This window comes from Pseudomonas sp. 203-8, assembly GCF_020708595.1.
Classification (GTDB): domain Bacteria; phylum Pseudomonadota; class Gammaproteobacteria; order Pseudomonadales; family Pseudomonadaceae; genus Pseudomonas; species Pseudomonas aeruginosa.
Genome location: NZ_JAJFDF010000003.1, coordinates 46,315 through 67,930, shown reverse-complemented (window position 1 = coordinate 67,930; position 21,616 = coordinate 46,315). Strand labels below are relative to the sequence as shown.

The window sequence follows — 21,616 nt, the reverse complement described above, 5'->3', positions numbered from 1 at the left end:
GCCGGCTTGACGCGCCGCTGGCGCGCTGGAGAGAGACATGACCCCTGAGGTGGCACTCGACCTGTTCCGCGAGGCGTTGTGGCTGACGGCGATGATCGTCGGCGTGCTGGTGGTTCCGAGCCTGCTGGTCGGTCTCGTGGTGGCGATGTTCCAGGCCGCCACCCAGATCAACGAACAGACCCTGAGCTTCCTGCCGCGCCTGATGGTGATCCTGCTCACCCTGATCGTGCTGGGTCCCTGGCTGCTGCGGCAGCTGATGGAGTACACCCAGACGCTGATCGGCAACATCCCGCTGCTGATCGGCTGATGCTGGAGCTGACCAACGCGCAGATCGGTGGCTGGATCGCCAGCTTCGTGCTGCCGCTGTTCCGGGTCGCGGCGCTGCTGATGACCATGCCGGTGATCGGCACCCAGCTGGTGCCGGTGCGGGTGCGCCTGTACCTGGCGCTGGGCGTCTGCGTGGTGCTGGTGCCGAACCTGCCGCCGATGCCGCAGGTGGACGCGCTGAGCATGAAGGCCATGCTGCTGATCGGCGAGCAGATCCTGGTCGGCGCCTTGCTCGGCTTTTCCCTGCAGTTGCTGTTCCACGCCTTCGTGATCGCCGGGCAGATCATCTCGATGCAGATGGGCCTGGGCTTCGCTTCCATGGTCGACCCGGCCAACGGTGTCTCGGTGCCGGTGCTCGGCCAGTTCTTCACCATGCTGGTGACGCTGCTGTTCCTGGCGATGAACGGCCACCTGGTAGTGTTCGAGGTGATCGCCGAGAGCTTCGTCACCCTACCGGTGGGCGAGGGCCTGAGCGGCAACCATTTCTGGATCATCGCCGGCAAGCTCGGCTGGGTGATGGGCGCAGCGCTGCTGCTGGCGCTGCCGGCGATCACCGCGCTGCTGGTGGTGAACCTCGCCTTCGGCGCCATGACCCGCGCGGCGCCGCAACTGAACATCTTCTCCATCGGCTTTCCGTTGACCCTGGTGCTGGGCCTGGTGATCCTCTGGATCGGCACCGCCGACCTGCTCAGCCAGTACCAGGTGCTGGCCGGCGAGGCCCTGCAATTCCTCCGTGAACTGGTGCGGGCGAGGTAGCCATGGCCGAGAGTGAGAGCGGGCAGGACAAGACAGAGGAACCCACGGAGAAACGCCGCCGCGAGGCGCGCGAGAAAGGGCAGTTGCCGCGTTCGCGGGAGCTGAACACCCTGGCCATCCTCATGGCCGGCGCTGGCGGCCTGCTGATGTACGGCGCCGACCTGGCGGGCGCCCTGTTGCGCCTGATGCGTAGCAATTTCGAGCTGTCCCGGGAAACCGCGATGAATACCGAGAGCATGCTGCAATTGCTCGGCGCTTCGGCCTACCTGGCGGCCCAGGGGCTCTGGCCGATCCTGCTGATGCTGCTGGTGGCGGCGATTGTCGGGCCGATCGCCCTCGGCGGCTGGCTGTTCTCGATGGACGCCCTGCAACCCAAGTTCAGCCGGCTCAATCCGCTGTCGGGGCTGAAACGGATGTTTTCCGCCAAGTCGCTGCTCGAACTGAGCAAGGCGCTGATCAAGTTCCTGGTGGTGCTGGCGGTGGCCCTGCTGGTGCTCTCCGCCGACCGCGACGCCCTCCTGGCGCTGGCGCACCAGCCGCTTGAGCAGGCGATCCTGCACAGCGTGCGGGTGGTCGGCTGGAGCGCCTTCTGGATGGCCTGCAGCCTGCTGCTGATCGCCGCGGTGGACGTGCCCTACCAGATCTGGGACAACCGCCAGAAGCTGCTGATGACCAAGCAGGAAGTGCGCGACGAATACAAGGACTCCGAGGGCAAGCCCGAGGTCAAGTCGAAGATCCGCCAGATGCAGCGCGAGATGGCGCAGAGACGGATGATGGCGGCGGTGCCGGAGGCCGACGTGGTGATCACCAACCCGACCCACTTCGCCGTGGCCCTGAAGTACGACCCGGCGGGCGGCGGGGCGCCGTTGCTGCTGGCCAAGGGCAACGATTTCCTGGCCCTGAAGATCCGCGAGGTGGCCCAGGAGCACAAGGTGATGGTCATGGAGTCGCCGGCGCTGGCGCGAGCGGTGTACTACTCCACCGAGCTGGACCAGGAGATTCCCGCCGGGCTCTATCTCGCCGTGGCCCAGGTGCTGGCCTATGTCTACCAGCTCAAGCAGTACCAGGCCGGCAAGGGCAAGCGGCCGAGCCCGTTGAAGGACCTGCCGATCCCGCCGGACCTGCGTCGCGACGAGTGACCGGGCTGGAGCTGCGTGCCGCGCTGTGGCAGCCTTGGCCGATACCCGCTCGGGATGAGAGCTTTGCCGTTCATGGATCGAACCCTGTCTGATCGTATTTTCCCGCCTGTCCTCCTGTTGCTCGCCCTGGCCTGGCTGCTGCCCTGGATGCCTGCGCACGCCGAAGCGCCGGCGGAATGGGTCGCCTTGCCCCTGTCGGAGCGGGTGGTGGATGCCACCCACACGCTGGACGAGGCGACGCGCCAACGCCTGGTGGAGAAGCTCGAGGCGCTGGAGCGGCGACGCGGTGCGCAGATCGCGCTGGTGATGCTGCCGACTACCGGTACCCTCGATATCGAAGCCTTCTCCGACAAGTTGTTCCAGGCCTGGAAGCTCGGCCGCAAGGCGGTCGACGACGGTCTGCTGCTGGTGGTGGCCAAGGATGACCGGCGCATGCGCATCGAGATCGGCTACGGCCTGGAGGGTGCGGTGCCCGACGTGGTCGCCGGACGGATCATTCGCGAGCGGATGGCTCCGGCGTTCCGCGAGGGCGACTATGCCGGCGGGATCGAAGCCGCGGTGGACGAGCTGATCCGCCTGGTCGACGGCGAAACGCTGCCGGCGGCTGCGTCGTCGTCGGGTACGCCGGAGGTCTCGCTGGGGCCATTGCCGGCGGAAGCCTGGGCGCTGCTGGTCGCTTTCATCTACGGAGCGCTGGCCGGAGTGCTGTTGAGTGCCCGGGCGCTGCGCTGGCCCTGGCTGCTCGGCGGAGCGCTGCTCTGCTGGCTGCTGGGCACGCTGGCCGGCGCTTCCGGCGAGTGGATGAGCGTGCTGTTGGTGGCTCCGCTGTGCATGCTGGTCGGCGGCGCGACCTTCGGCGCGCTGTGGACGGTGCGCCCGGCTTTCTACCTGGTGATCGGCGTACTGGTCTATGTAGCCCTGCTCGGGCTGGCGGCGCATTGGTTCAGCGCGGTGTCCTTCATCTACGGCCTGCTGTGGCCGGCCGGGGTGCTGATGCTGGCGGTTCTCTGCTGGTCGAACTACCGCCTGATGCGCTCGCTGTGGCGCGAGCGGCGGAAAAGTTTCCACCGCCGACTATGGGCGTTGCTGGCGGCCTACCTGCTGCTCGGATTGCTGTCCGGTGGCCTGGACGCACCGCTGGTCTGGCTGGCCCTGCTACCGTTCCAGCTCATGCTCGGGCTGCTGGTGTTCGGCCAGGTACGCCTGAGTGGGGGTGGTGGAGGCTCGTCGGGAAGCTCCGGCGGCGGTTCCTCCTCCTCTTCCTCCTCGTCGTCCGGCGGCTTTTCCGGGGGCGGTGGTTCCAGCGGCGGAGGCGGTGCCTCGGGCAGTTGGTAATGGGTTCCCGTTCATTTCATTCGGAGACAAGGATGTCTGCAATCACGCGTTATCTCGCCATGCTTCGCCTGTTCGGCATGCTGCTCTGCGCCGCCGCGATTCCCTCCGTTGCCACCGCGACGGTGCCGGTCACCGTCGCGGTGGCAGCGTCCGATGTCGAGGAGGAGGCCGTGGAGGCATCGGCGGTCGGCGCCGAGGCCGAGGCAGCGCGCGATGCGGGCTACGAGTCCGCGGAGGTTCCGGCGCTGGCGCGGCGGGTGACCGACCTTACCGCGACCCTCGACGCCGCCGAGCGTGCCCGCCTGGAAGCTTCGCTGGCCGCGCTGGAGGCCCGGAAGGGTGCTCAGGTAGCGATCCTGATGGTGCCCAGCACCTATCCGGACAGCATCGAGGCCTATGCGACGCGGGTCTTCGAGGCGTGGAAGCTGGGGCGCAAGGGGATCGATGACGGCGTCCTGGTGCTGGTGGCGAAGGACGACCGGCGCATGCGCATCGAAGTCGGTTATGGCCTGGAAGGAACGATCACCGACATCGATGCCGGGCGGATCATCCGCGAATACATGACCCCTGCGTTCCGCCAGCAAGACTATGCCGGCGGCCTGGAAGCGGCGGCGCAGCGCCTGGTGCGACTGATCGACGGCGAAGCGTTGCCGCCGCCGCCGCGCGACCCGCTGGAGCCCGGCGCGGTACGGCAGACCCTGGGTATCGCATTCCTGCTCGGCGCTCTCGGCGGGGTGGCGCTGCTGGTACGCCCGCGCGCCTGGTACTGGACCCTGGGGGCGGTAGTGGCGCTCGCTGCGGCGTTGGCGCTAGGGCGGCACTGGCCGGCATGGGCGATGGTGGCGCTGGCGGAGATGGTGGCGGTCCTGGGCGTCGGCTTCGGCGCCTTGCTCAAGTATTCGCGCGGTGCCCGCTGGTTCTTCGCCATTCTTGTGCTCTATGCGCTGGGGCTGTTCTGGGCCTACGGCCGTTATGGCCTGCCGGTGCTCCATTACGGATTGGCCGTGCCGCTTTCGCTGGGGCTGACCCTGCTGATGCTGGCCGGTGCCTGGCAGGGGCTGCGCAGAGGACGGCGCTGGGCCTACCTGCCGGGCCTGCTCGGCCTGCTGCTGACCCTGGCCCTGGAGTGTCTGCTGTTGCTGGTGGACGACCCGCTGAACAGCATCGAGGCGCTGATCATCCTGCCCGCCGCTTGCCTGCCGCTGCTCATCGGTTGCAATTTCAGCGCCGGCGGCTCGGGGGGAGGGCGTCGGCGCGGCGGCGATTACGCTAGCTCATCGGGTTCCTCGTCTTCCTCGTCGTCGAGTTCGTCCAGTTCGTCTTCGGACTCGTTCTCCGGCGGCGGAGGCTCGAGTGGCGGCGGTGGCGCCTCCGGCAGTTGGTGATTGGCGAAAACCCTTTTTCAATCAATGAATTGAAAAGTTGGAACGGTTCCTGCAATGACCCGCCCGACGCGCATTCCGGCGTCAAAAGTTTGTTCGGCGCCCACTTACGGGCGCCATACGCAGGGCAGGGGAGTCGAGAGTGGATCGCACGCAACTGATCAGCAATGTGCGCAGCAACCTGGCGGGGCTGGGTCGCGGCAGCCTCGGCGTGCCGATCCTGCTGCTGGCCATGCTGGCGATGATGACCCTGCCGATCCCGCCATTCCTGCTGGACGTGCTGTTCACCTTCAACATCGCCCTGTCCATCGTCGTCCTGCTGGTCTGCGTGTACGCCCTGCGGCCGCTGGACTTCGCCGTGTTCCCGACCATCCTGCTGGTGGCGACCCTGTTGCGCCTGGCGCTGAACGTTGCCTCGACCCGCGTGGTGCTGCTCCACGGCCACGACGGCCATGGCGCCGCAGGCAAGGTGATCCAGGCCTTCGGCGAAGTGGTGATCGGCGGCAACTACGTGGTCGGGGTGGTGGTGTTCGCGATCCTCATGATCATCAACTTCGTGGTGGTGACCAAGGGCGCCGGGCGGATTTCCGAAGTCAGCGCGCGCTTCACCCTGGATGCCATGCCCGGCAAGCAGATGGCCATCGACGCCGACCTCAACGCCGGCCTGATCGAGCAGGAGGAAGCCAAGAAGCGCCGCAGCGAGGTGGCCCAGGAGGCCGACTTCTACGGTTCGATGGACGGTGCCAGCAAGTTCGTCCGCGGTGACGCCATCGCCGGCCTGTTGATTCTCTTCATCAACCTGATCGGCGGCGTCGCCATCGGCATGATCCAGCATTCGATGTCCTTCGGCGACGCCGGCAAGGTCTACGCCCTGCTGACCATCGGTGACGGCCTGGTGGCACAACTGCCGTCGCTGCTGCTGTCGACCGCGGCGGCGATCATGGTGACGCGGGTCTCCAGTTCCGAGGACATGGGCCAGCAGGTCAACCGGCAGATGTTCGCCTCGCCCAAGGCGCTGGCGATTTCCGCGGCGATCCTGATCGCCATGGGCGCCGTGCCGGGCATGCCGCATGTTTCCTTCATCGGCCTCGGCGCCCTGGCCGGCGCTGCTGCCTACTGGATCTGGCACCGGCAGAACAAGGCCAAGCAGGTCGCCGAGCAGGAGGTACAGCGCCAGCAGGAGCTGCTGCCGGCGCAGCGTGCCCAGGAGGTCAAGGAACTGGGCTGGGACGATGTCACCCCGGTGGACATGGTCGGCCTGGAAGTCGGCTACCGGCTGATCCCGCTGGTCGACCGCAACCAGGGCGGGCAACTGCTGGCGCGGATCAAGGGCGTACGCAAGAAGCTGTCCCAGGAGCTGGGCTTCCTGATGCCCTCGGTGCACATCCGCGACAACCTCGACCTGCTGCCCAACGCCTACCGTCTGACCCTGATGGGGGTCAGCGTGGCCGAAGCGGAGATCTATCCCGATCGCGAGCTGGCGATCAACCCCGGCCAGGTATTCGGCAGCCTCAACGGCATCGCCGGCAAGGACCCGGCCTTCGGCCTGGAGGCGGTATGGATCGAGCCCGGCCAGCGCGACCAGGCGCAGTCGCTGGGCTACACCGTGGTGGATGCGAGCACCGTGGTCGCCACTCACCTGAATCAGGTGCTGCACAAGCACGCCCACGAGCTGCTGGGCCATGAAGAAGTGCAACAGCTCCTGCAATTGCTCGCGCGCAGCTCGCCGAAGCTGGCGGAAGAGCTGGTGCCGGGGCTGATTTCCCTGTCCACCCTGCTCAAGGTCCTGCAGGCGCTGCTCCAGGAGCAGGTGCCGGTGCGCGACATCCGTACCATCGCCGAGGCCATCGCCAACGTCGCTCCACGGAGTCAAGATCCCGGCGCGATGGTCGCCGCGGTTCGCGTCGCGTTGTCCCGCGCAATCGTGCAAAGCATTGTCGGGCTTGAGCCGGAGCTGCCTGTGATCACGCTCGAGCCGAGGTTGGAACAGATTTTGCTGAACAGCATGCAGAAGGCCGGACAAGGCTCCGAGGACGGCATGTTGCTGGAGCCGGGGATGGCCGAGAAGCTGCAACGCTCGCTGATCGAGAGCGCGCAACGCCAGGAGATGCTTGGTAAGCCGGCGATCCTGCTGGTTGCCGGACCGATCCGCTCGATGATGTCGCGCTTCGCGCGGATGGCGGTGCCCAGCATGCATGTGCTGGCCTACCAGGAAATCCCGGACAACAAGCAAGTCACCATCGTCGCGACGGTGGGACAGAACTGAACGAGGGCTGCGCCGGCTCCAGGGCCGGCACACCGGGCAACCTGAGGTTGCCGGCAAGACTACTGAACTGAGGGGTTCGGGCAATGCAAGTCAAACGCTTCTTCGCCGCCGATATGCGCCAGGCCATGAAACTGGTCCGCGACGAACTGGGTCCGGACGCCGCGATTCTCGGCAACCGCCGGGTCGCCGGCGGCATCGAGCTGACCGCGGCGCTGGATTACCAGGCCCCGCCGGCGCCGAGCAAGCCCAACCCGGCGCTGGAAGTGGAGCTGCGCAAGACCCAGGCGCGGATCGCCGAGGCGCGCGCCGAGTTGACGGCGCGTCCGGCGGAAAACCAGCGCAAGGACCGTCAATTGTTCGCCGAGGAGAAGCCGGCGCGTCCGTCCCTGGCCGAGTCCATGACGGCGGCGCAGGCCAAGCCCCAGGCGGGCGGCCAGACCCTCGAGGCAATGCGTTTCGAACTGAACGGCCTGCGCGAGCTGATCGAGGTACAACTGGGCTCCATCGCCTGGGGCCAGTTGCAGCACCAGCGTCCGCAGCAGGCCAATCTCTGGCGGCGCCTGCAGCGCATGGGCTTGCCGGCGGAGCTGAGCAAGCCGTTGCTGGAGCGGGTCGCCGCGGTGGGCGATACGCGCCAGGCCTGGCGCATGCTGTTGGCGCACCTGTCGCGTGCCGTGCAGACCCCCGAGCAGGACCCGCTCGATGCGGGCGGCGTACTGGCCCTGGTCGGCCCGGCAGGTGCCGGCAAGACCACCACCCTGGCGAAGATGGCCGCGCGCTACGTCCTCAAGTACGGCGCCCAGAGCCTGGCGCTGGTGAGCATGGACAGCTACCGGATCGGCGCCCAGGAGCAGATCAAGACCCTCGGTCGGATCCTCAACGTACCGGTGACCCTGGTCGATCCCGGCCAGTCGCTGATCCAGGCCCTGGCGCCGCTGGCGCGCAAGCGCATGGTGCTGATCGATACCGCCGGCCTGCCGGCCAGCGACCCGGCATTGCGCATGCAGCTCGAGGCACTGGCGTCGCCGAGCCTGAACGTGAAGAATTACCTGGTGATGGCCACCACCAGCCAGAGCCAGGTGCTCAAGTCGGCCTACCAGACCTATCGGCACTGCGGGCTGGCGGGTTGCATCCTGACTAAGCTGGACGAGGCGGGCAGCCTCGGTGAATCGATGGCGCTGGCTATCGCCCAGCGTCTCCCGGTAGCCTATCTGGCGGATGGGCCGCGGATTCCGGACGACCTGCAGGTGGCGCGCAGTCACCAACTGGTCAGCCGGGCGGTGAGCCTGCAGGCACCGGAAGAGCCCAGCGAGGACGCCATGGCCGAGATGTTCGCCGGGCTCTACCAGCAACCGGCGCGGCGTGCCGGCTGAGGACGTGGGAAGAAGCGCGCGTGGCGCGGGTGACGGAAGCGAAGGTGGCTTCCGCCGGGCCGGGAGCGATGGCGCATCGTTCCCGCCAATACCGGAGAGCGCTGGAAGGGGCGTTCCGGGAAGACGACAACACAAGGTATGAAGCAGATGGGTAGCATGCATCCCGTACAGGTGATCGCAGTAACTGGCGGCAAGGGCGGCGTCGGCAAGACCAATGTGTCGGTGAACCTGGCACTGGCTCTGGCCGATCTCGGCCGTCGCGTCATGCTGCTGGATGCCGACCTCGGCCTGGCCAACGTCGACGTCCTGCTGGGACTCACGCCCAAGCGCACCCTGGCCGACGTGATCGAGGGACGCTGCGAACTGCGCGATGTCCTCCTCCTCGGTCCCGGTGGCGTGCGCATCGTTCCCGCGGCCTCCGGCACGCAGAGCATGGTGCACCTCTCGCCGATGCAGCATGCGGGGCTGATCCAGGCGTTCAGCGATATCAGCGACAACCTCGATGTCCTGGTCGTCGACACTGCCGCCGGGATCGGCGATTCGGTGGTCAGTTTCGTCCGCGCCGCGCAGGAGGTGCTGCTGGTCGTCTGCGACGAGCCGACCTCGATCACCGATGCCTACGCCCTGATCAAACTGCTCAACCGTGACCACGGCATGACCCGCTTCCGGGTCCTGGCCAACATGGCCCACAGCCCGCAGGAAGGACGCAACCTGTTCGCCAAACTGACCAAGGTCACTGACCGTTTCCTCGACGTCGCACTACAGTATGTAGGTGTCATCCCTTACGACGAGTCGGTACGCAAGGCCGTGCAGAAACAGCGAGCCGTATACGAGGCATTCCCCCGCTCGAAGGCGTCCCTGGCCTTCAAGGCGGTCGCGCAGAAGGTTGACAGCTGGCCGCTGCCGGCCAACCCGCGCGGGCACCTGGAGTTCTTCGTCGAACGACTGGTCCAACACCCCGCGACAGGTTCGGCCGTATGACAGCGGCCTCTGGAGTGCGTATGTATAGCAAGGCGCAAGCGCAGAACTCCCAGGAGCAACTGATCCAGCGTTACGCACCACTGGTCAAGCGCATCGCCTATCACCTGCTCGGCCGCCTGCCGGCCAGCGTGCAGGTGGAGGACCTGATGCAGGCCGGCATGATCGGCCTGCTCGAGGCCGCGAAGAAATACGACGCCGGCAAGGGCGCCAGCTTCGAGACCTATGCCGGCATCCGCATCCGTGGGGCCATGCTCGACGAGGTCCGCAAGGGCGACTGGGCGCCGCGTTCGGTGCACCGCAACACGCGCATGGTGACCGACGCGATCCGCGCGATCGAGGCGAGAACCGGACGCGACGCTAAAGATCACGAAGTTGCTGCCGAACTCCAATTGAGCCTCGAAGATTACTACGGCATCCTCAGCGACACGCAGGGCAGCCGCCTGTACAGCTTCGACGACCTGTTGCAGGACGGCGAACATGGATTGCCGGAAGACACCAGCCTCAGTCACAACGAACCGATCCACGGCCTGCTCGACGAACGTTTCCAGGCGGCCCTGGCGGATGCCATCGCCAAGTTGCCGGAGCGCGAGCGCCTGGTGCTGGCGTTGTATTACGACGAGGAACTCAACCTCAAGGAGATCGGCGAGGTACTGGGCGTCAGCGAATCGCGGGTCAGCCAGTTGCACAGCCAGTGCGCCGCGCGTTTGCGCGCGCGCCTGGCCGATTGGCGGTCGGCCTGAACCGGCCTCGACCGCAGCTTGTAACCGTTAACGCAAAAGAATGTGTGGCGCGTCCCCTGGGGCGCGCTCTGGTCTGTACGGAGGTTTACTTGGACAAGAACATGAAAATTCTCATCGTGGATGACTTTTCCACGATGAGACGCATCATCAAGAACCTCTTGCGGGACTTGGGCTTCACCAATACCGCCGAGGCCGACGACGGCACCACGGCGCTGCCGATGCTGCACAGCGGCAATTTCGACTTTCTCGTCACCGACTGGAACATGCCGGGCATGACCGGCATCGATCTGCTGCGCGCGGTTCGCGCCGACGAGCGCCTCAAGCACCTGCCGGTGCTGATGGTCACCGCCGAGGCCAAGCGCGACCAGATCATCGAAGCGGCCCAGGCCGGGGTCAACGGCTATGTGGTCAAACCCTTCACCGCTCAGGTCCTGAAGGAAAAGATCGAGAAGATTTTCGAGCGGGTCAACGGCTGAAGCCGGCCAAGAGGGTGTCATGGTGCTTGGTAACGATTCCACGGGCGACGAATTCGAATCGACCCTGAAAAAACATGCGCGCGAACTGGTGGACTGTCTCGAACGGGGGCACTTCCAGCAGGCGGTGCAATTGATCCAGGAGCTCAGCCAGGCCAGGGACCGTGGCCTCTACCAGGAAGTGGGCAAGCTGACCCGCGAACTGCACAACGCCATCGTCGATTTCCAGATCGACCCGCATTCCCCCCACGCGCAGGAAATGTCGCAGATCGCCGATGCCACCGATCGTCTTTCCTACGTGGTGGAAATGACCGAGAAGGCCGCCAACCGGACCATGGACCTGGTGGAGCAGAGCGCCCCGCTGGTCAACCAGTTGGGCGACGATTCGCGGGAGCTGCACCAGGAGTGGCAACGCTTCATGCGCCGGGAAATCGACGCTGACGGCTTCCGCGAGCTGGCCAAGCGCATCGAACAGTTCCTCGTGCGCAGCGGCGAGAACGCCGGCCAGTTGTCCTCGCAGCTCAATGACATCCTGCTGGCGCAGGATTACCAGGACCTGACCGGCCAGGTGATCAAGCGTGTCACCAAGCTGGTCACCGAGGTCGAGAGCAACCTCGTGAAGCTGGTCTGGATGGCCGGCCAGGTGGACCGTTACGCCGGGATCGAGCACGACCACGTGAGCATGCGCCACCAGGCCGCGCTGGAGCGTTCGGCCAAGGGCGAGGGGCCGCAGGTCGCCGCGGAAAAACGAGAGGATGTGGTGTCCGGGCAGGATGACGTGGACGATCTGCTGTCCAGCCTGGGTTTCTGACCCGCCCGGCTCAAGACTGCGGCATCGCTGCCGTTAAGTAAGCATTGAACGCTGGCATCCGCGGGCTGCTGGCACAGCCTTCGTCATGCCGGTGATCCCGGCGGGCGGGCTGAAGTCGGTCCGGAAAGCCGGGCCGGTATTTCCGGCAGGACAGCGGTCCTGCCGATCCTTTCGAGTAACACGTCTCTGGGAGCAGCCGAATGAGCTTCGACGCCGATGAAGAAATCCTCCAGGACTTCCTGGTTGAGGCCGGCGAGATTCTCGAGCAATTGTCCGAGCAACTGGTCGAGCTGGAGAGCCGGCCGGACGACATGGACCTGCTCAATGCCATTTTCCGTGGGTTCCATACGGTCAAGGGCGGTGCCGGCTTCCTCCAGCTGAACGCGCTGGTGGAATGCTGCCACATTGCGGAAAACGTCTTCGATATCCTGCGCAAGGGCGAGCGGCGCGTCAGCTCCGAACTGATGGATGTGGTGCTGCAGGCGCTGGATACGGTCAACGCGATGTTCGACCAGGTGCGCGAGCAGTCCGAACCGACCCCGGCGACGCCCGAGCTGCTGGCGGCCCTTGCCCGCCTGGCCGAGCCCGAGGGCGCCGCGCCTGCGGAACCTGTGCAAGCGCCGCCGGCGGCCGTTCCGCCAGCCGAGCCTGCGGCGCCGCCGGAAGCGCCCGCGCAGAGTGTCTCCAGCGATATCACCGACGACGAGTTCGAGCAGTTGCTGGATGCTCTGCAGGGCGACGAAGCGCCGGCCTCCGCCGTTGCAGAAGCGCCCGCGGCTCCCGCTGGCGACGAGATCAGCGACGCCGAGTTCGAGGCGTTGCTCGACCAGTTGCACGGCAAGGGCAAGTTCGTCCCGCCGGCGGTCTCGGCCGAGCCTGCGCAAGTCCCCGCCGAGGCGGTCGAGCCGGCCGCGGCTGCCGCTGGTGACGATATCAGCGACGACGAGTTCGAGGCGCTGCTCGACGAACTGCACGGCAAGGGCAAGTTCGGCGATGTCCCGGAAGCCGCCGGCACACCCGCCGCACCGGCTGCCGCGGCTCCAGCGGCTGCGCCGGCGGAGCAGGGCAAGGCGCCGGCCGCCGCGGGCGGCGATGAGATCAGCGACGACGAGTTCGAGTCGCTGCTCGACGAACTGCACGGCAAGGGCAAGTTCAACGGCGCCTCCGAGGCCGTGGCGGCCGCCGCGGCGGTAGCCAAGAACATCGCGGCGAAGAGTCCCGCGGCGAAACCGGTCGCTCCGGCCAAGGCCGCCGCCGCGCGTCCGGCGGCGCCCGACAGGCCGGCGGCGAGCGAGGCGGAGACCACCGTGCGGGTGGATACGGCGCGTCTCGACGAGATCATGAACATGGTCGGCGAGCTGGTGCTGGTGCGTAACCGCCTGGTGCGCCTGGGCCTGAACAGTGGCGACGAGGCCATGGCCAAGGCCGTGGCCAACCTCGACGTGGTCACCGGCGACCTGCAGATGTCGGTGATGAAGACCCGCATGCAGCCGATCAAGAAGGTCTTCGGCCGCTTCCCGCGCCTGGTTCGCGACCTGGCGCGGAACATGAAGAAAGAGATCAACCTGGAGCTGGTGGGCGAAGAGACCGACCTCGACAAGAACCTGGTCGAGGCCCTCGCCGATCCGCTGGTGCACCTGGTGCGCAACGCCGTCGACCACGGCATCGAGAGTCCGGAGGAGCGCGAGGCCGCCGGCAAGCCGCGGGTCGGCCAGGTGGTGCTGTCAGCGGAGCAGGAGGGTGACCACATCCTCCTGATGATCACCGACGACGGCAAGGGCATGGACGCCGAGGTGCTGCGCAACAAGGCGGTGGAGAAGGGCCTGCTGGAGCGCGATGCGGCGGACCGCCTGACCGACCTGGAGTGCTACAACCTGATTTTCGCCCCGGGTTTCTCGACCAAGACCGAGATTTCCGACGTGTCCGGCCGCGGTGTCGGCATGGACGTGGTGAAGACCAAGATTTCCCAGCTCAACGGCACGGTCAACGTGTTTTCGCAGAAGGGGTCCGGCTCGAAGATCGTCATCAAGGTGCCGCTGACTTTGGCGATCATGCCTACCCTTATGGTGATGCTGGGCAGCCAGGCGTTCGCCTTCCCGCTGGTCAACGTCAACGAAATCTTCCATCTTGACCTGTCGCGCACCAATGTCGTGGATGGCCAGGAAGTGGTGATCGTCCGCGACAAGGCCTTGCCGCTGTTCTATCTCAAGCGCTGGCTGGTGCCGAGTGCGGCCCACGAAGAGCAGGGTGAGGGACACGTGGTGATCCTGTCGGTCGGCACCCAGCGCATCGGTTTCGTCGTCGACCAGTTGGTGGGACAAGAAGAAGTGGTGATCAAGCCACTCGGCAAGATGTTGCAGGGCACCCCCGGCATGGCGGGCGCCACCATCACCGGGGACGGGCGCATCGCCCTGATCCTCGATGTGCCGAGCATGCTCAAGCGTTACGCACGGCGCATCTGACGCCGCGTATGGGTTTCCGGCGGCGCAGGAGCGTCGCCCTCTGAGGAGTAGCTATGGCAGTCAAAGTCCTGGTGGTGGACGATTCGGGGTTCTTCCGCCGCCGTGTCTCGGAGATTCTCTCCGCCGATGGACAGATCCAGGTGGTCGGCACCGCCACCAATGGCCGCGAGGCCATCGAGCAGGCGCTGGCCCTGAGACCCGATGTGATCACCATGGATTACGAGATGCCGCTGATGGACGGCATCACCGCGGTACGGAACATCATGCAGCGTTGCCCGACCCCGGTCCTGATGTTCTCCTCGCTGACCCACGAGGGCGCGCGGGTGACCCTGGATGCACTGGACGCTGGAGCGGTCGACTACCTGCCGAAGAATTTCGAGGACATCTCGCGCAACCCGGACAAGGTCCGCCAGTTGCTCTGCGAGAAGGTCCTGACCATCGCCCGTAGCAATCGTCGCTCGATCAGCCTGCCGCCGCTGCCTTCGGCCACCTCGTCCAGCCATGCGCCGGCGTCGTCCTCCAGCGTCGGCGCGAGCGCGCGTGTTGGTGCCGGCGCGTCGCCGGCCCCGGCGTCGACCTCGGCGGCGCCGAAGCGCAAGGCCTACCGGCTGGTCGCGATCGGTACCTCCACCGGTGGACCGGTTGCCTTGCAGCGGGTGCTGACCCAGTTGCCGGCCAACTTCCCGGCGCCGCTGGTACTGATCCAGCACATGCCGGCGGCCTTCACCAAGGCCTTCGCCGAGCGCCTCGACAAGCTGTGCCGGATCAACGTCAAGGAGGCGGAGGACGGCGACATCCTGCGTCCCGGCCTGGCGCTGCTGGCGCCGGGCGGCAAGCAGATGATGGTCGACGGCCGCGGCACGGTGCGCATCCTCCCCGGCGACGAACGCCTGAACTACAAGCCCTGCGTCGACGTGACCTTCGGCTCGGCGGCCAAGGCCTACAACGACAAGGTCCTGGCGGTGGTCCTCACCGGCATGGGCGCCGACGGGCGCGAGGGTGCGCGCCTGCTCAAGCAGGGCGGCAGCCAGGTGTGGGCGCAGGACGAGGCCAGTTGCGTGATCTACGGGATGCCGATGGCCGTGGTCAAGGCCAACCTGGCGGACGCGGTGTACGGGCTCGACGACATCGGCCGGCACCTGGTCGAGGCGTGCCAGTAAGCGTGCGTGCAGGAATGAGGAGACTGCCTTCGATGGCCACCCACGTGACGAGCTGCGCGCGCCTTCGCCGAGCCGAGGGGACGCGCTGATGGATGTGCTCAGCCTGGTCGGGATCATCCTGGCGTTCGTCGCCATCGTCGGCGGCAACTTTCTCGAGGGCGGCCACGCCGGAGCCCTGCTCAACGGTCCGGCGGCGCTGATCGTGATCGGCGGCACCCTGGCCGCGGCGCTGTTGCAGACCCCGGTGAACGTGCTCAAGCGCGGCCTGGGCATGCTCGGCTGGGTGTTCTTCCCGCCGCGCGAGGATCTTTCCGGGGGAATCGACCGGATCGTCTCCTGGAGCATGACCGCGCGCAAGGAAGGCCTGCTCGGCCTGGAGAGCATCGCCGATGCGGAGCCCGATCCCTATGCGCGCAAGGGCCTGCAACTGCTGGTGGACGGCGCCGAGCCGGAAGTCATCCGCAGCATCCTCGAGGTCGACCTGTTCACCCAGGAAAGTCGCGACCTGCAGGCCGCCAAGGTGTTCGAGAGCATGGGCGGCTATGCGCCGACCATCGGCATCATCGGCGCGGTAATGGGCTTGATCCATGTGATGGGCAACCTGGCCAACCCGGCGCAGCTCGGCAGCGGCATCGCCGTGGCCTTCGTCGCCACCATCTATGGCGTCGGCTTCGCCAACCTGCTCCTGCTGCCGATCGGCAACAAGCTGAAAACCCTGGTACTGCGCCAGTCGCGCTACCGCGAGATGCTCCTGGAGGGCCTGCTGTCCATCGCCGAGGGCGAGAACCCGCGTTCCATCGAGTTGAAGCTGCAAGGCTTCATGGACTGACCGGAGCCGAGCATGCAGCGCCGCCGTCGCCACCAGGAGGAACACGAGAACCACGAACGCTGGCTGGTTTCCTATGCCGACTTCATCACCCTGCTGTTCGCCTTCTTCGTGGTGATGTATTCGATTTCCTCGATCAACGAGGGCAAGTACAAGATCCTCTCGGAGACCCTCACCGGCGTGTTCAACCAGCCCGACCGCTCGTTGAAGCCGATTCCCATCGGCGACGAGCGGCCGCGCACCACCGAGCCGGAGCGCACCAGCGTCGAGGAGCAGCCCAGCGACAACGCGGCCAGCGCCGACTCGCTGGAGCGGATCGCCGACAGCGTGCGCGATGCCTTCGGCGACTTGATCGCCTCCGACCAGTTGAGCGTGCGCGGTAACGAGCTGTGGATCGAGATCACTCTCAATTCCAGCCTGCTGTTTCCCAGCGGCGATGCGCTGCCCAACGATGCCGCCTTCGATATCGTCGAGAAGGTCGCCAAGATCCTGGCGCCCTACAAGAACCCGATCCATGTCGAGGGCTTCACCGACGACGTGCCGATCCATAGCCCGCGCTATCCCACCAACTGGGAACTGTCGGCGGCGCGGGCGGCGAGCATCGTCCGCCTGCTCGGCAACGATGGGGTCGAGCCGTCGCGGATGGCTGCGGTGGGCTATGGTGAATTTCAGCCGGTGGCGGACAATGCCAGCGCCGAGGGGCGGGCGAAGAATCGCCGGGTGGTGCTGGTGATCTCGCGCAACCTGGAGGTGCGACGCAGCGTCAGCGGGGTCGGCAGCGGCAAGGCGCAACCGGATTCGGCGCTCCGCCACGCAGGCTCGGCAGCTGGCACGCAAGCTGCAAATACTGGCGGTACGCCGGCGCCCGCGTCGGCAACCGTCAATTCCCCGTCGCCTTCGCCATGAGCGCGCGAACCATGGTTTGCGTACGGGCGTCGGGGCCGAACTGGCCATTAGCGCGGCCCCAACCGGGTAGACCCATGCCAGGAAGAGTAGAGCAATGAAAGTCTGGGCAGTCGCCAATCAGAAAGGAGGGGTCGGCAAGACCACCTCGTCCATCGCCCTGGCCGGCCTGTTGGCGGATGCCGGCAAGCGCGTGGTTGTGGTCGACCTGGACCCCCACGGCTCGATGACCAGCTATTTCGGCTATGACCCGGACACCCTCGAGCACAGCGCCTTCGACCTGTTCCTGCACCAGGGCAACGTCCCCGAGGGGCTGCCGGCCTCGCTGCTGCGCAGCACCAGCAACGAACGCATTTCCCTGCTGCCGTCGAGTACCGCGCTGGCCACCCTGGAGCGCCAGTCGCCGGGCAAGAGCGGTCTCGGCCTGGTGGTCTCGAAGAGCCTGGCGCAGCTCTGGCAGGATTTCGACCATGCGATCATCGACAGCCCGCCGCTGCTCGGCGTGCTGATGGTCAACGCCCTGGCCGCCAGCCAGCACCTGGTGATCCCGGTGCAGACCGAGTTCCTCGCGGTGAAAGGGCTGGAGCGGATGGTCAACACCCTGGCGATGATCAACCGGTCGCGCAAACAGGCGTTGCCCTATACCATCGTACCTACGCTGTTCGACCGGCGGACCCAGGCTTCGCTGAGCACGCTGCGGATTCTCAACGAGAACTACCCGGACAACCTGTGGCAGGCGTTCATTCCCATCGATACCCGCCTGCGCGATGCCAGCCGGGCCGGGGTCACGCCGTCGCAGCACGACGGCAAGAGTCGCGGGGTGATCGCCTACCGCGCCTTGCTCAAGCATCTGCTGGCGCAGCAGCCGGCCACCCGGGTGGCCTGATGGCGCGCCGGTCGCCGCGCCGACAGGCGCATTCAAGCCGCACCGGAGTGCGGCCGATAACCGTTGTAGACCCCTGTCGCGGAATACCCACATGAGCGCCGCCACCGCCACCCGTTCGCAACTGGCCTTGCAGTCCTACCTGGATGCGTTGCTCCAGGAGGCCACTTTCGAGGACCTGGAACCTCTCGTCGAGACGCCGCCAGCGCCTGCGCCCGCGCCGTTGAAGCCTGTCGCGCTGGCGGTCGCCGAAGTGGCGACACCGGCCCCGGCGCTGGAAACGCTGCCGGTCGACCACGGGTTCGACGAGTTCGAGGCCGCGGTGCTCGAGGAGCAGGTCCGCGATGCGCGCCTGGTTCCGCCGGCGCCGGCGGCCCTGCTCGACGAACCGACGACGTTGCGCAAGCTGCCGGTCGAGCCACGGCCCCACGAAGTCATCGAGTTGCGCGTGCCGAGCGCCCCGGCGAGCGTCGGCGAGCCGCCGCTGCTCGACCTGCCGCTGCTCGACGACGGTCGTCCGGCCTGGGCGGCGGAGCCCTTCGAGTGCCTGCTGTTCGACGTCGCCGGGCTGACCCTGGCGGTGCCGCTGGTGTGCCTCGGCTCGATCTATCCGCTGGAGAACCAGGAACTGACCCCGTTGTTCGGCCAGCCCGACTGGTTCCTCGGCATCCTGCCGTCGCAGGCGGGCAACCTGAAGGTGTTGGACACCGCACGCTGGGTGATGCCCGAACGCTACCGCGACGACTATCGCGACGGCCTCAAGTACGTGATCTCGGTCCAGGGCTACGAGTGGGGGCTGGCGGTGCACCAGGTGAGCCGCTCGATCCGCCTCGACCCGGCCGAGGTGAAATGGCGCAGCCAGCGTAGCCAGCGGCCCTGGCTGGCCGGCACGGTCATCGAACACATGTGTGCGCTGCTGGATGTGGCGGCGCTCGCCGAACTGATCGCCAGCGGCGCCGTCAAGCGCCTGCACGGCGACCATTGATAGACAGCTTCCGCCACTTGCGGCGGTTTTCGAGAGGTTAGGGGAATGAGCAAAGCCACCGCGCAAAGCGCCGAAGATCCGATCCTGCAGTGGGTCACCTTCCGCCTGGACAACGAGAGCTACGGCATCAATGTGATGCAGGTCCAGGAGGTGCTGCGCTACACCGAGATCGCCCCGGTGCCGGGCGCGCCGAGCTACGTGCTGGGCATCATCAACCTGCGCGGCAACGTGGTCACGGTGATCGACACCCGCCAGCGCTTCGGCCTGGACCCTGCGCCGGTCAGCGACAACACGCGGATCGTCATTATCGAGGCGGACAAGCAGGTGGTCGGCATCCTGGTCGACAGCGTCGCCGAGGTGGTCTACCTGAAGCAGTCGGAAATCGAGACCGCGCCGAACGTCGGCAACGAAGAGTCGGCCAAGTTCATCCAGGGTGTCTGCAACAAGAACGGCGAGCTGCTGATCCTGGTCGAGCTGGACAAGATGATGACCGAGGAAGAATGGTCGGAGCTGGGCAGCATCTGATGCGTTCTACCGACACGAGGGCCTGCTGAGATGGAGGTCGTCGCGCTGGCACTGGCGCTCGCCGCCTGCCTCGGCCTGGCGGCGGCGTGCCTGTGGCTGCGCCGTGAATTGCGCCGCCTGCAAGCTGCGCTGGCGCAGCAGGCGGAGGAGGGCGCCGCGCGCGAGCGCCGGCTCAAGGAGCTGAGCAAGCGCATCGAGTCCTACCAGCAGGTCAACGTGCGCATGGGCGAGGCCTTGCAGGACCTCGGCAAGCAACTCGCGCCGCTTCCCGACCGGGTCGCGCGCCTGGAGCAGCGCGATCCGACCACGCTGTCGTTCAGCCAGGCCGCACGCCTGGTCGGGCTCGGCGCCAGCGCCGAAGACCTGACCCAGGCCTGCGGTCTGTCGCAGGCCGAGGCCGAGCTGGTGGCGCGCCTGCACGAAGCCAAGGGCAAGTGACGGTCGCCGGCCCGGCGCTGGCGCTGGCGCTTTTCAGGCGAGCAGGCGGCTCGCCACTTCTGCCAGTGTCACCTCTCCCCTGAACTCCCCGCAGCTCTGCGCCGGCAGGCGATCCTCGATGGCATGGGCGAAGCGCACCGCCGGGTCCTGCTCCAGCTTCTCCAGGTGTCGATGCAGGCGCGGAAAGTCGTGTTGCAGGTCGAAGTAGCCCAGTTCCCGTCCCCAGCGAGCGGTACCCGCGAGGTAGGCGTCGGCCACGCTCGGCCCTTCGCCGGCCAGCCACTTGCGGTCGCCGAGCAGCTTGTCGATCCGGCCATAGGCTCGCGCCGCGCGCGTCAGCGCCCTTGCCGTCGTGGTTGCGTCGGCGTCCTCCAGATAGAACAGGGCTCCCCAGGCCGAATGGCATTCGGTATGCAGGAGGGCGAGGGCGAAGTTCAGTTCGTCGAACTCGGCGCTGCCCTGCGGATAACCGAGCTTCCTGCACAGGTCGCGCGCCGCCAGGTGCTGGAGAATGGCCAGGCTTTCGCTGAGCGCGCGGCCGTCCTCCAGGAGCAGGGTGGGCGTCTGGCGAGCCGGGTTCAGGCGCACGTAGGTGCGCTCGCCGGTCTCCAGCGGCATCTCGATCCGACACAGGCGATAGGGGCGGCCGAGCCACTCGAGAGCCACGATCGAGCCGAAGGAACAGCCGTGGGGTACGCCATAAAACAGTACAGGTTCCATTTTCCATCTCCGTTCAGGTAACGCACGTTGCGCATCGCAACCGGGCTGAACGCAGGGTAGAGGGGATATAGGCTATATTCGGTCCTGATTTTTCCGGCGGATCGAAAAATGTCCAAGCCCACGGTGCGCGTGCTCGCCCTGCTCGAACTGCTGCAGAGCCACGGCCAGCTCAGCGGTAGCGAGCTGGCCAGGCGCCTGGAGGTGGATGGACGGACGCTGCGTCGCTATATCGTCGCCCTCGAGGAGCTGGGCATTCCCATCTCGGCGGAGCGCGGACGCCATGGCGGTTACCGCCTGGTGGCCGGTTTCAAGCTCCCGCCGCTGATGTTCAGCGCGGAGGAAACCCTGGCCGTGTCCCTCGGCCTGCTGGCGGTGCGCAGTCTCGGCCTGGGCGAAAGCGAGCTGGCCCTGGAAAGTGCGCAGGCCAAGCTGAGCAGGGTGATGCCCGTTGCGCTGCGGCGGCGCCTCGTGGCGCTCCGCGAGACCGCCAGCCTGGACCTGGCCCGCGCCCGGGCGGGAACCAGTGTGGCGGCGCTGGCGACCCTCGCCGAAGCCGCCCAGGTCCGTGCGCGGGTCGAGTTCCGCTATCGCGACCCGCAGGGCGCCGAAACCCTCCGCCAACTCGATCCCTACGGCCTGGCCTATCGCAACGGCTGCTGGTACGTCAGCGGTTTCTGCCACCTGCGCCAGGCGTTGCGCTCGTTCCGTCTCGATCGCCTGGACGCGCCGCGCATGCTGGCGGAGCGCTTCGAGCGACCGGCGGATTTCGATACCCTCCGCCACCTGCGGGAGAGCTTCGCCCGGATGCCGCGCGCCTACCCTGTGGAAATTCTGATGCGGGCGGCGAGGGAGCAGGTGGTCGCGGTGCTCGGCGAGCCCCTCGGTCTGCTCGCCGAGGTCGATGGCGGTACGCTGTTGCGCGCCAGCACCGACGACCTGGACTGGTTCGCCCGGCGCCTGTGCGGCCTGCCGTTCGACTTCGAGGTCAGGCAGCCGCTGGAGTTGCGCGAGCCGTTGAGGCGCCAGGCCGAGCGTGTCCTGCGTAACCTGGGCCAGGAGGAAGCTTCGGATCACAGGTAGGCATTTAGAGGAAAAGTCCTATTAATTGCGCGGCTGTCGCTTTCTAGAATC

21 protein-coding genes are annotated in these 21,616 nt (G+C 66.8%); 20 read left to right on the top strand and 1 reads right to left on the bottom strand.

What is annotated here, in order from left to right:
• The first annotated feature begins 37 nt into the window (after positions 1-37).
• The 19 genes from fliQ (at position 38) to LJF27_RS07010 (ending at position 19,765) form a co-directional block, all read left to right on the top strand.
• Positions 38-307: a flagellar biosynthesis protein FliQ gene (gene fliQ, locus LJF27_RS07100; protein ID WP_003083053.1), complete on the top strand. Its 270-nt coding sequence runs from the start codon at positions 38-40 to the stop codon at positions 305-307.
• Positions 307-1,083, top strand: coding sequence for a flagellar biosynthetic protein FliR (fliR, locus tag LJF27_RS07095; protein ID WP_003133221.1), 777 nt, complete (start codon positions 307-309; stop codon positions 1,081-1,083). The genes fliQ and fliR overlap by 1 nt, the downstream gene beginning before the upstream one ends.
• A gap of 2 nt (positions 1,084-1,085) precedes the next feature.
• Entirely contained in the window at positions 1,086-2,222 is a 1,137-nt protein-coding gene (gene flhB, locus LJF27_RS07090; protein WP_023106835.1) for a flagellar biosynthesis protein FlhB, read from the top strand.
• Positions 2,223-2,294: 72 nt separating this feature from the next.
• On the top strand, positions 2,295-3,557 hold the full coding sequence (locus tag LJF27_RS07085) for a TPM domain-containing protein (protein ID WP_023116656.1): 1,263 nt from the start codon (positions 2,295-2,297) through the stop codon (positions 3,555-3,557).
• Positions 3,558-3,589: 32 nt separating this feature from the next.
• Positions 3,590-4,942 carry a TPM domain-containing protein gene (locus LJF27_RS07080; protein WP_023116655.1) on the top strand — a complete coding sequence of 451 codons (1,353 nt, stop codon included), beginning with the start codon at positions 3,590-3,592 and terminating at the stop codon, positions 4,940-4,942.
• 139 nt (positions 4,943-5,081) lie between these two features.
• Entirely contained in the window at positions 5,082-7,205 is a 2,124-nt protein-coding gene (gene flhA / locus LJF27_RS07075; RefSeq protein WP_003087100.1) for a flagellar biosynthesis protein FlhA, read from the top strand.
• 83 nt (positions 7,206-7,288) lie between these two features.
• Positions 7,289-8,578 carry a flagellar biosynthesis protein FlhF gene (gene flhF / locus LJF27_RS07070; RefSeq protein WP_003087102.1) on the top strand — a complete coding sequence of 430 codons (1,290 nt, stop codon included), beginning with the start codon at positions 7,289-7,291 and terminating at the stop codon, positions 8,576-8,578.
• 138 nt (positions 8,579-8,716) lie between these two features.
• Positions 8,717-9,559 (top strand): flagellar synthesis regulator FleN, encoded by an 843-nt coding sequence (gene fleN / locus LJF27_RS07065; RefSeq protein ID WP_003083064.1) that lies wholly within the window; start codon positions 8,717-8,719, stop codon positions 9,557-9,559.
• A complete protein-coding gene (gene fliA / locus LJF27_RS07060) occupies positions 9,556-10,299 on the top strand; it encodes an RNA polymerase sigma factor FliA (protein ID WP_003083070.1) in 744 nt (247 codons plus the stop codon). Before fleN ends, fliA begins: the two co-directional genes overlap by 4 nt.
• Positions 10,300-10,400: 101 nt before the next feature.
• Positions 10,401-10,775 carry a chemotaxis response regulator CheY gene (locus LJF27_RS07055; protein WP_003083073.1) on the top strand — a complete coding sequence of 125 codons (375 nt, stop codon included), beginning with the start codon at positions 10,401-10,403 and terminating at the stop codon, positions 10,773-10,775.
• Between the two features lie 19 nt (positions 10,776-10,794).
• Positions 10,795-11,583, top strand: a complete 789-nt coding sequence (locus LJF27_RS07050) for a protein phosphatase CheZ (protein WP_003083075.1) — start codon at positions 10,795-10,797, stop codon at positions 11,581-11,583.
• A gap of 200 nt (positions 11,584-11,783) precedes the next feature.
• A complete protein-coding gene (locus LJF27_RS07045) occupies positions 11,784-14,045 on the top strand; it encodes a chemotaxis protein CheA (RefSeq protein ID WP_023116654.1) in 2,262 nt (753 codons plus the stop codon).
• 53 nt (positions 14,046-14,098) lie between these two features.
• The gene (locus LJF27_RS07040) at positions 14,099-15,205 is read left to right on the top strand and encodes a protein-glutamate methylesterase/protein-glutamine glutaminase (RefSeq protein WP_003083085.1); all 1,107 of its coding nucleotides are present in this window, start codon (positions 14,099-14,101) and stop codon (positions 15,203-15,205) included.
• Between the two features lie 88 nt (positions 15,206-15,293).
• On the top strand, positions 15,294-16,034 hold the full coding sequence (locus LJF27_RS07035) for a flagellar motor protein (RefSeq protein ID WP_003083089.1): 741 nt from the start codon (positions 15,294-15,296) through the stop codon (positions 16,032-16,034).
• Positions 16,035-16,046: 12 nt separating this feature from the next.
• Positions 16,047-16,937 (top strand): flagellar motor protein MotD, encoded by an 891-nt coding sequence (gene motD, locus LJF27_RS07030; RefSeq protein WP_023116653.1) that lies wholly within the window; start codon positions 16,047-16,049, stop codon positions 16,935-16,937.
• A 94-nt stretch (positions 16,938-17,031) separates the two neighbouring features.
• Entirely contained in the window at positions 17,032-17,820 is a 789-nt protein-coding gene (locus LJF27_RS07025) for a ParA family protein (protein ID WP_003083092.1), read from the top strand.
• Positions 17,821-17,911: 91 nt separating this feature from the next.
• Entirely contained in the window at positions 17,912-18,802 is an 891-nt protein-coding gene (locus tag LJF27_RS07020; protein WP_023116652.1) for a CheW domain-containing protein, read from the top strand.
• 45 nt (positions 18,803-18,847) lie between these two features.
• The gene (locus LJF27_RS07015) at positions 18,848-19,327 is read left to right on the top strand and encodes a chemotaxis protein CheW (RefSeq protein WP_003083098.1); all 480 of its coding nucleotides are present in this window, start codon (positions 18,848-18,850) and stop codon (positions 19,325-19,327) included.
• A gap of 30 nt (positions 19,328-19,357) precedes the next feature.
• Entirely contained in the window at positions 19,358-19,765 is a 408-nt protein-coding gene (locus LJF27_RS07010) for a DUF2802 domain-containing protein (RefSeq protein ID WP_003083101.1), read from the top strand.
• 33 nt (positions 19,766-19,798) lie between these two features.
• On the opposite strand, the gene LJF27_RS07005 is transcribed toward LJF27_RS07010, so the two are convergent.
• Positions 19,799-20,485, bottom strand: coding sequence for a glutathione S-transferase family protein (locus LJF27_RS07005; RefSeq protein ID WP_003083103.1), 687 nt, complete (start codon positions 20,483-20,485; stop codon positions 19,799-19,801).
• 108 nt (positions 20,486-20,593) lie between these two features.
• Here LJF27_RS07005 and LJF27_RS07000 point away from each other — a divergent pair, with 108 nt between their 5' ends.
• Positions 20,594-21,565 carry a helix-turn-helix transcriptional regulator gene (locus LJF27_RS07000; protein WP_003083105.1) on the top strand — a complete coding sequence of 324 codons (972 nt, stop codon included), beginning with the start codon at positions 20,594-20,596 and terminating at the stop codon, positions 21,563-21,565.
• Positions 21,566-21,616 lie beyond the last annotated feature (51 nt).

Excerpts from the sequence above, each read along its gene's own strand:
- LJF27_RS07015 (WP_003083098.1), top strand. The coding sequence starts at position 18,848 with ATGAGCAAAGCCACCGCGCAAAGCGCCGAAGATCCGATCCTGCAGTGG.
- LJF27_RS07045 (WP_023116654.1), top strand. The coding sequence starts at position 11,784 with ATGAGCTTCGACGCCGATGAAGAAATCCTCCAGGACTTCCTGGTTGAG.
- LJF27_RS07020 (WP_023116652.1), top strand. The coding sequence starts at position 17,912 with ATGAGCGCCGCCACCGCCACCCGTTCGCAACTGGCCTTGCAGTCCTAC.
- LJF27_RS07050 (WP_003083075.1), top strand. The coding sequence starts at position 10,795 with ATGGTGCTTGGTAACGATTCCACGGGCGACGAATTCGAATCGACCCTG.
- LJF27_RS07040 (WP_003083085.1), top strand. The coding sequence starts at position 14,099 with ATGGCAGTCAAAGTCCTGGTGGTGGACGATTCGGGGTTCTTCCGCCGC.
- fliA (WP_003083070.1), top strand. The coding sequence starts at position 9,556 with ATGACAGCGGCCTCTGGAGTGCGTATGTATAGCAAGGCGCAAGCGCAG.
- fliQ (WP_003083053.1), top strand. The coding sequence starts at position 38 with ATGACCCCTGAGGTGGCACTCGACCTGTTCCGCGAGGCGTTGTGGCTG.
- LJF27_RS07055 (WP_003083073.1), top strand. The coding sequence starts at position 10,401 with ATGAAAATTCTCATCGTGGATGACTTTTCCACGATGAGACGCATCATC.
- fleN (WP_003083064.1), top strand. The coding sequence starts at position 8,717 with ATGAAGCAGATGGGTAGCATGCATCCCGTACAGGTGATCGCAGTAACT.
- LJF27_RS07025 (WP_003083092.1), top strand. The coding sequence starts at position 17,032 with ATGAAAGTCTGGGCAGTCGCCAATCAGAAAGGAGGGGTCGGCAAGACC.
- flhF (WP_003087102.1), top strand. The coding sequence starts at position 7,289 with ATGCAAGTCAAACGCTTCTTCGCCGCCGATATGCGCCAGGCCATGAAA.
- fliR (WP_003133221.1), top strand. The coding sequence starts at position 307 with ATGCTGGAGCTGACCAACGCGCAGATCGGTGGCTGGATCGCCAGCTTC.
- LJF27_RS07080 (WP_023116655.1), top strand. The coding sequence starts at position 3,590 with ATGTCTGCAATCACGCGTTATCTCGCCATGCTTCGCCTGTTCGGCATG.
- LJF27_RS07010 (WP_003083101.1), top strand. The coding sequence starts at position 19,358 with ATGGAGGTCGTCGCGCTGGCACTGGCGCTCGCCGCCTGCCTCGGCCTG.
- motD (WP_023116653.1), top strand. The coding sequence starts at position 16,047 with ATGCAGCGCCGCCGTCGCCACCAGGAGGAACACGAGAACCACGAACGC.
- flhB (WP_023106835.1), top strand. The coding sequence starts at position 1,086 with ATGGCCGAGAGTGAGAGCGGGCAGGACAAGACAGAGGAACCCACGGAG.
- LJF27_RS07085 (WP_023116656.1), top strand. The coding sequence starts at position 2,295 with ATGGATCGAACCCTGTCTGATCGTATTTTCCCGCCTGTCCTCCTGTTG.
- LJF27_RS07035 (WP_003083089.1), top strand. The coding sequence starts at position 15,294 with ATGGATGTGCTCAGCCTGGTCGGGATCATCCTGGCGTTCGTCGCCATC.
- LJF27_RS07005 (WP_003083103.1), bottom strand. The coding sequence starts at position 20,485 with ATGGAACCTGTACTGTTTTATGGCGTACCCCACGGCTGTTCCTTCGGC.
- LJF27_RS07000 (WP_003083105.1), top strand. The coding sequence starts at position 20,594 with ATGTCCAAGCCCACGGTGCGCGTGCTCGCCCTGCTCGAACTGCTGCAG.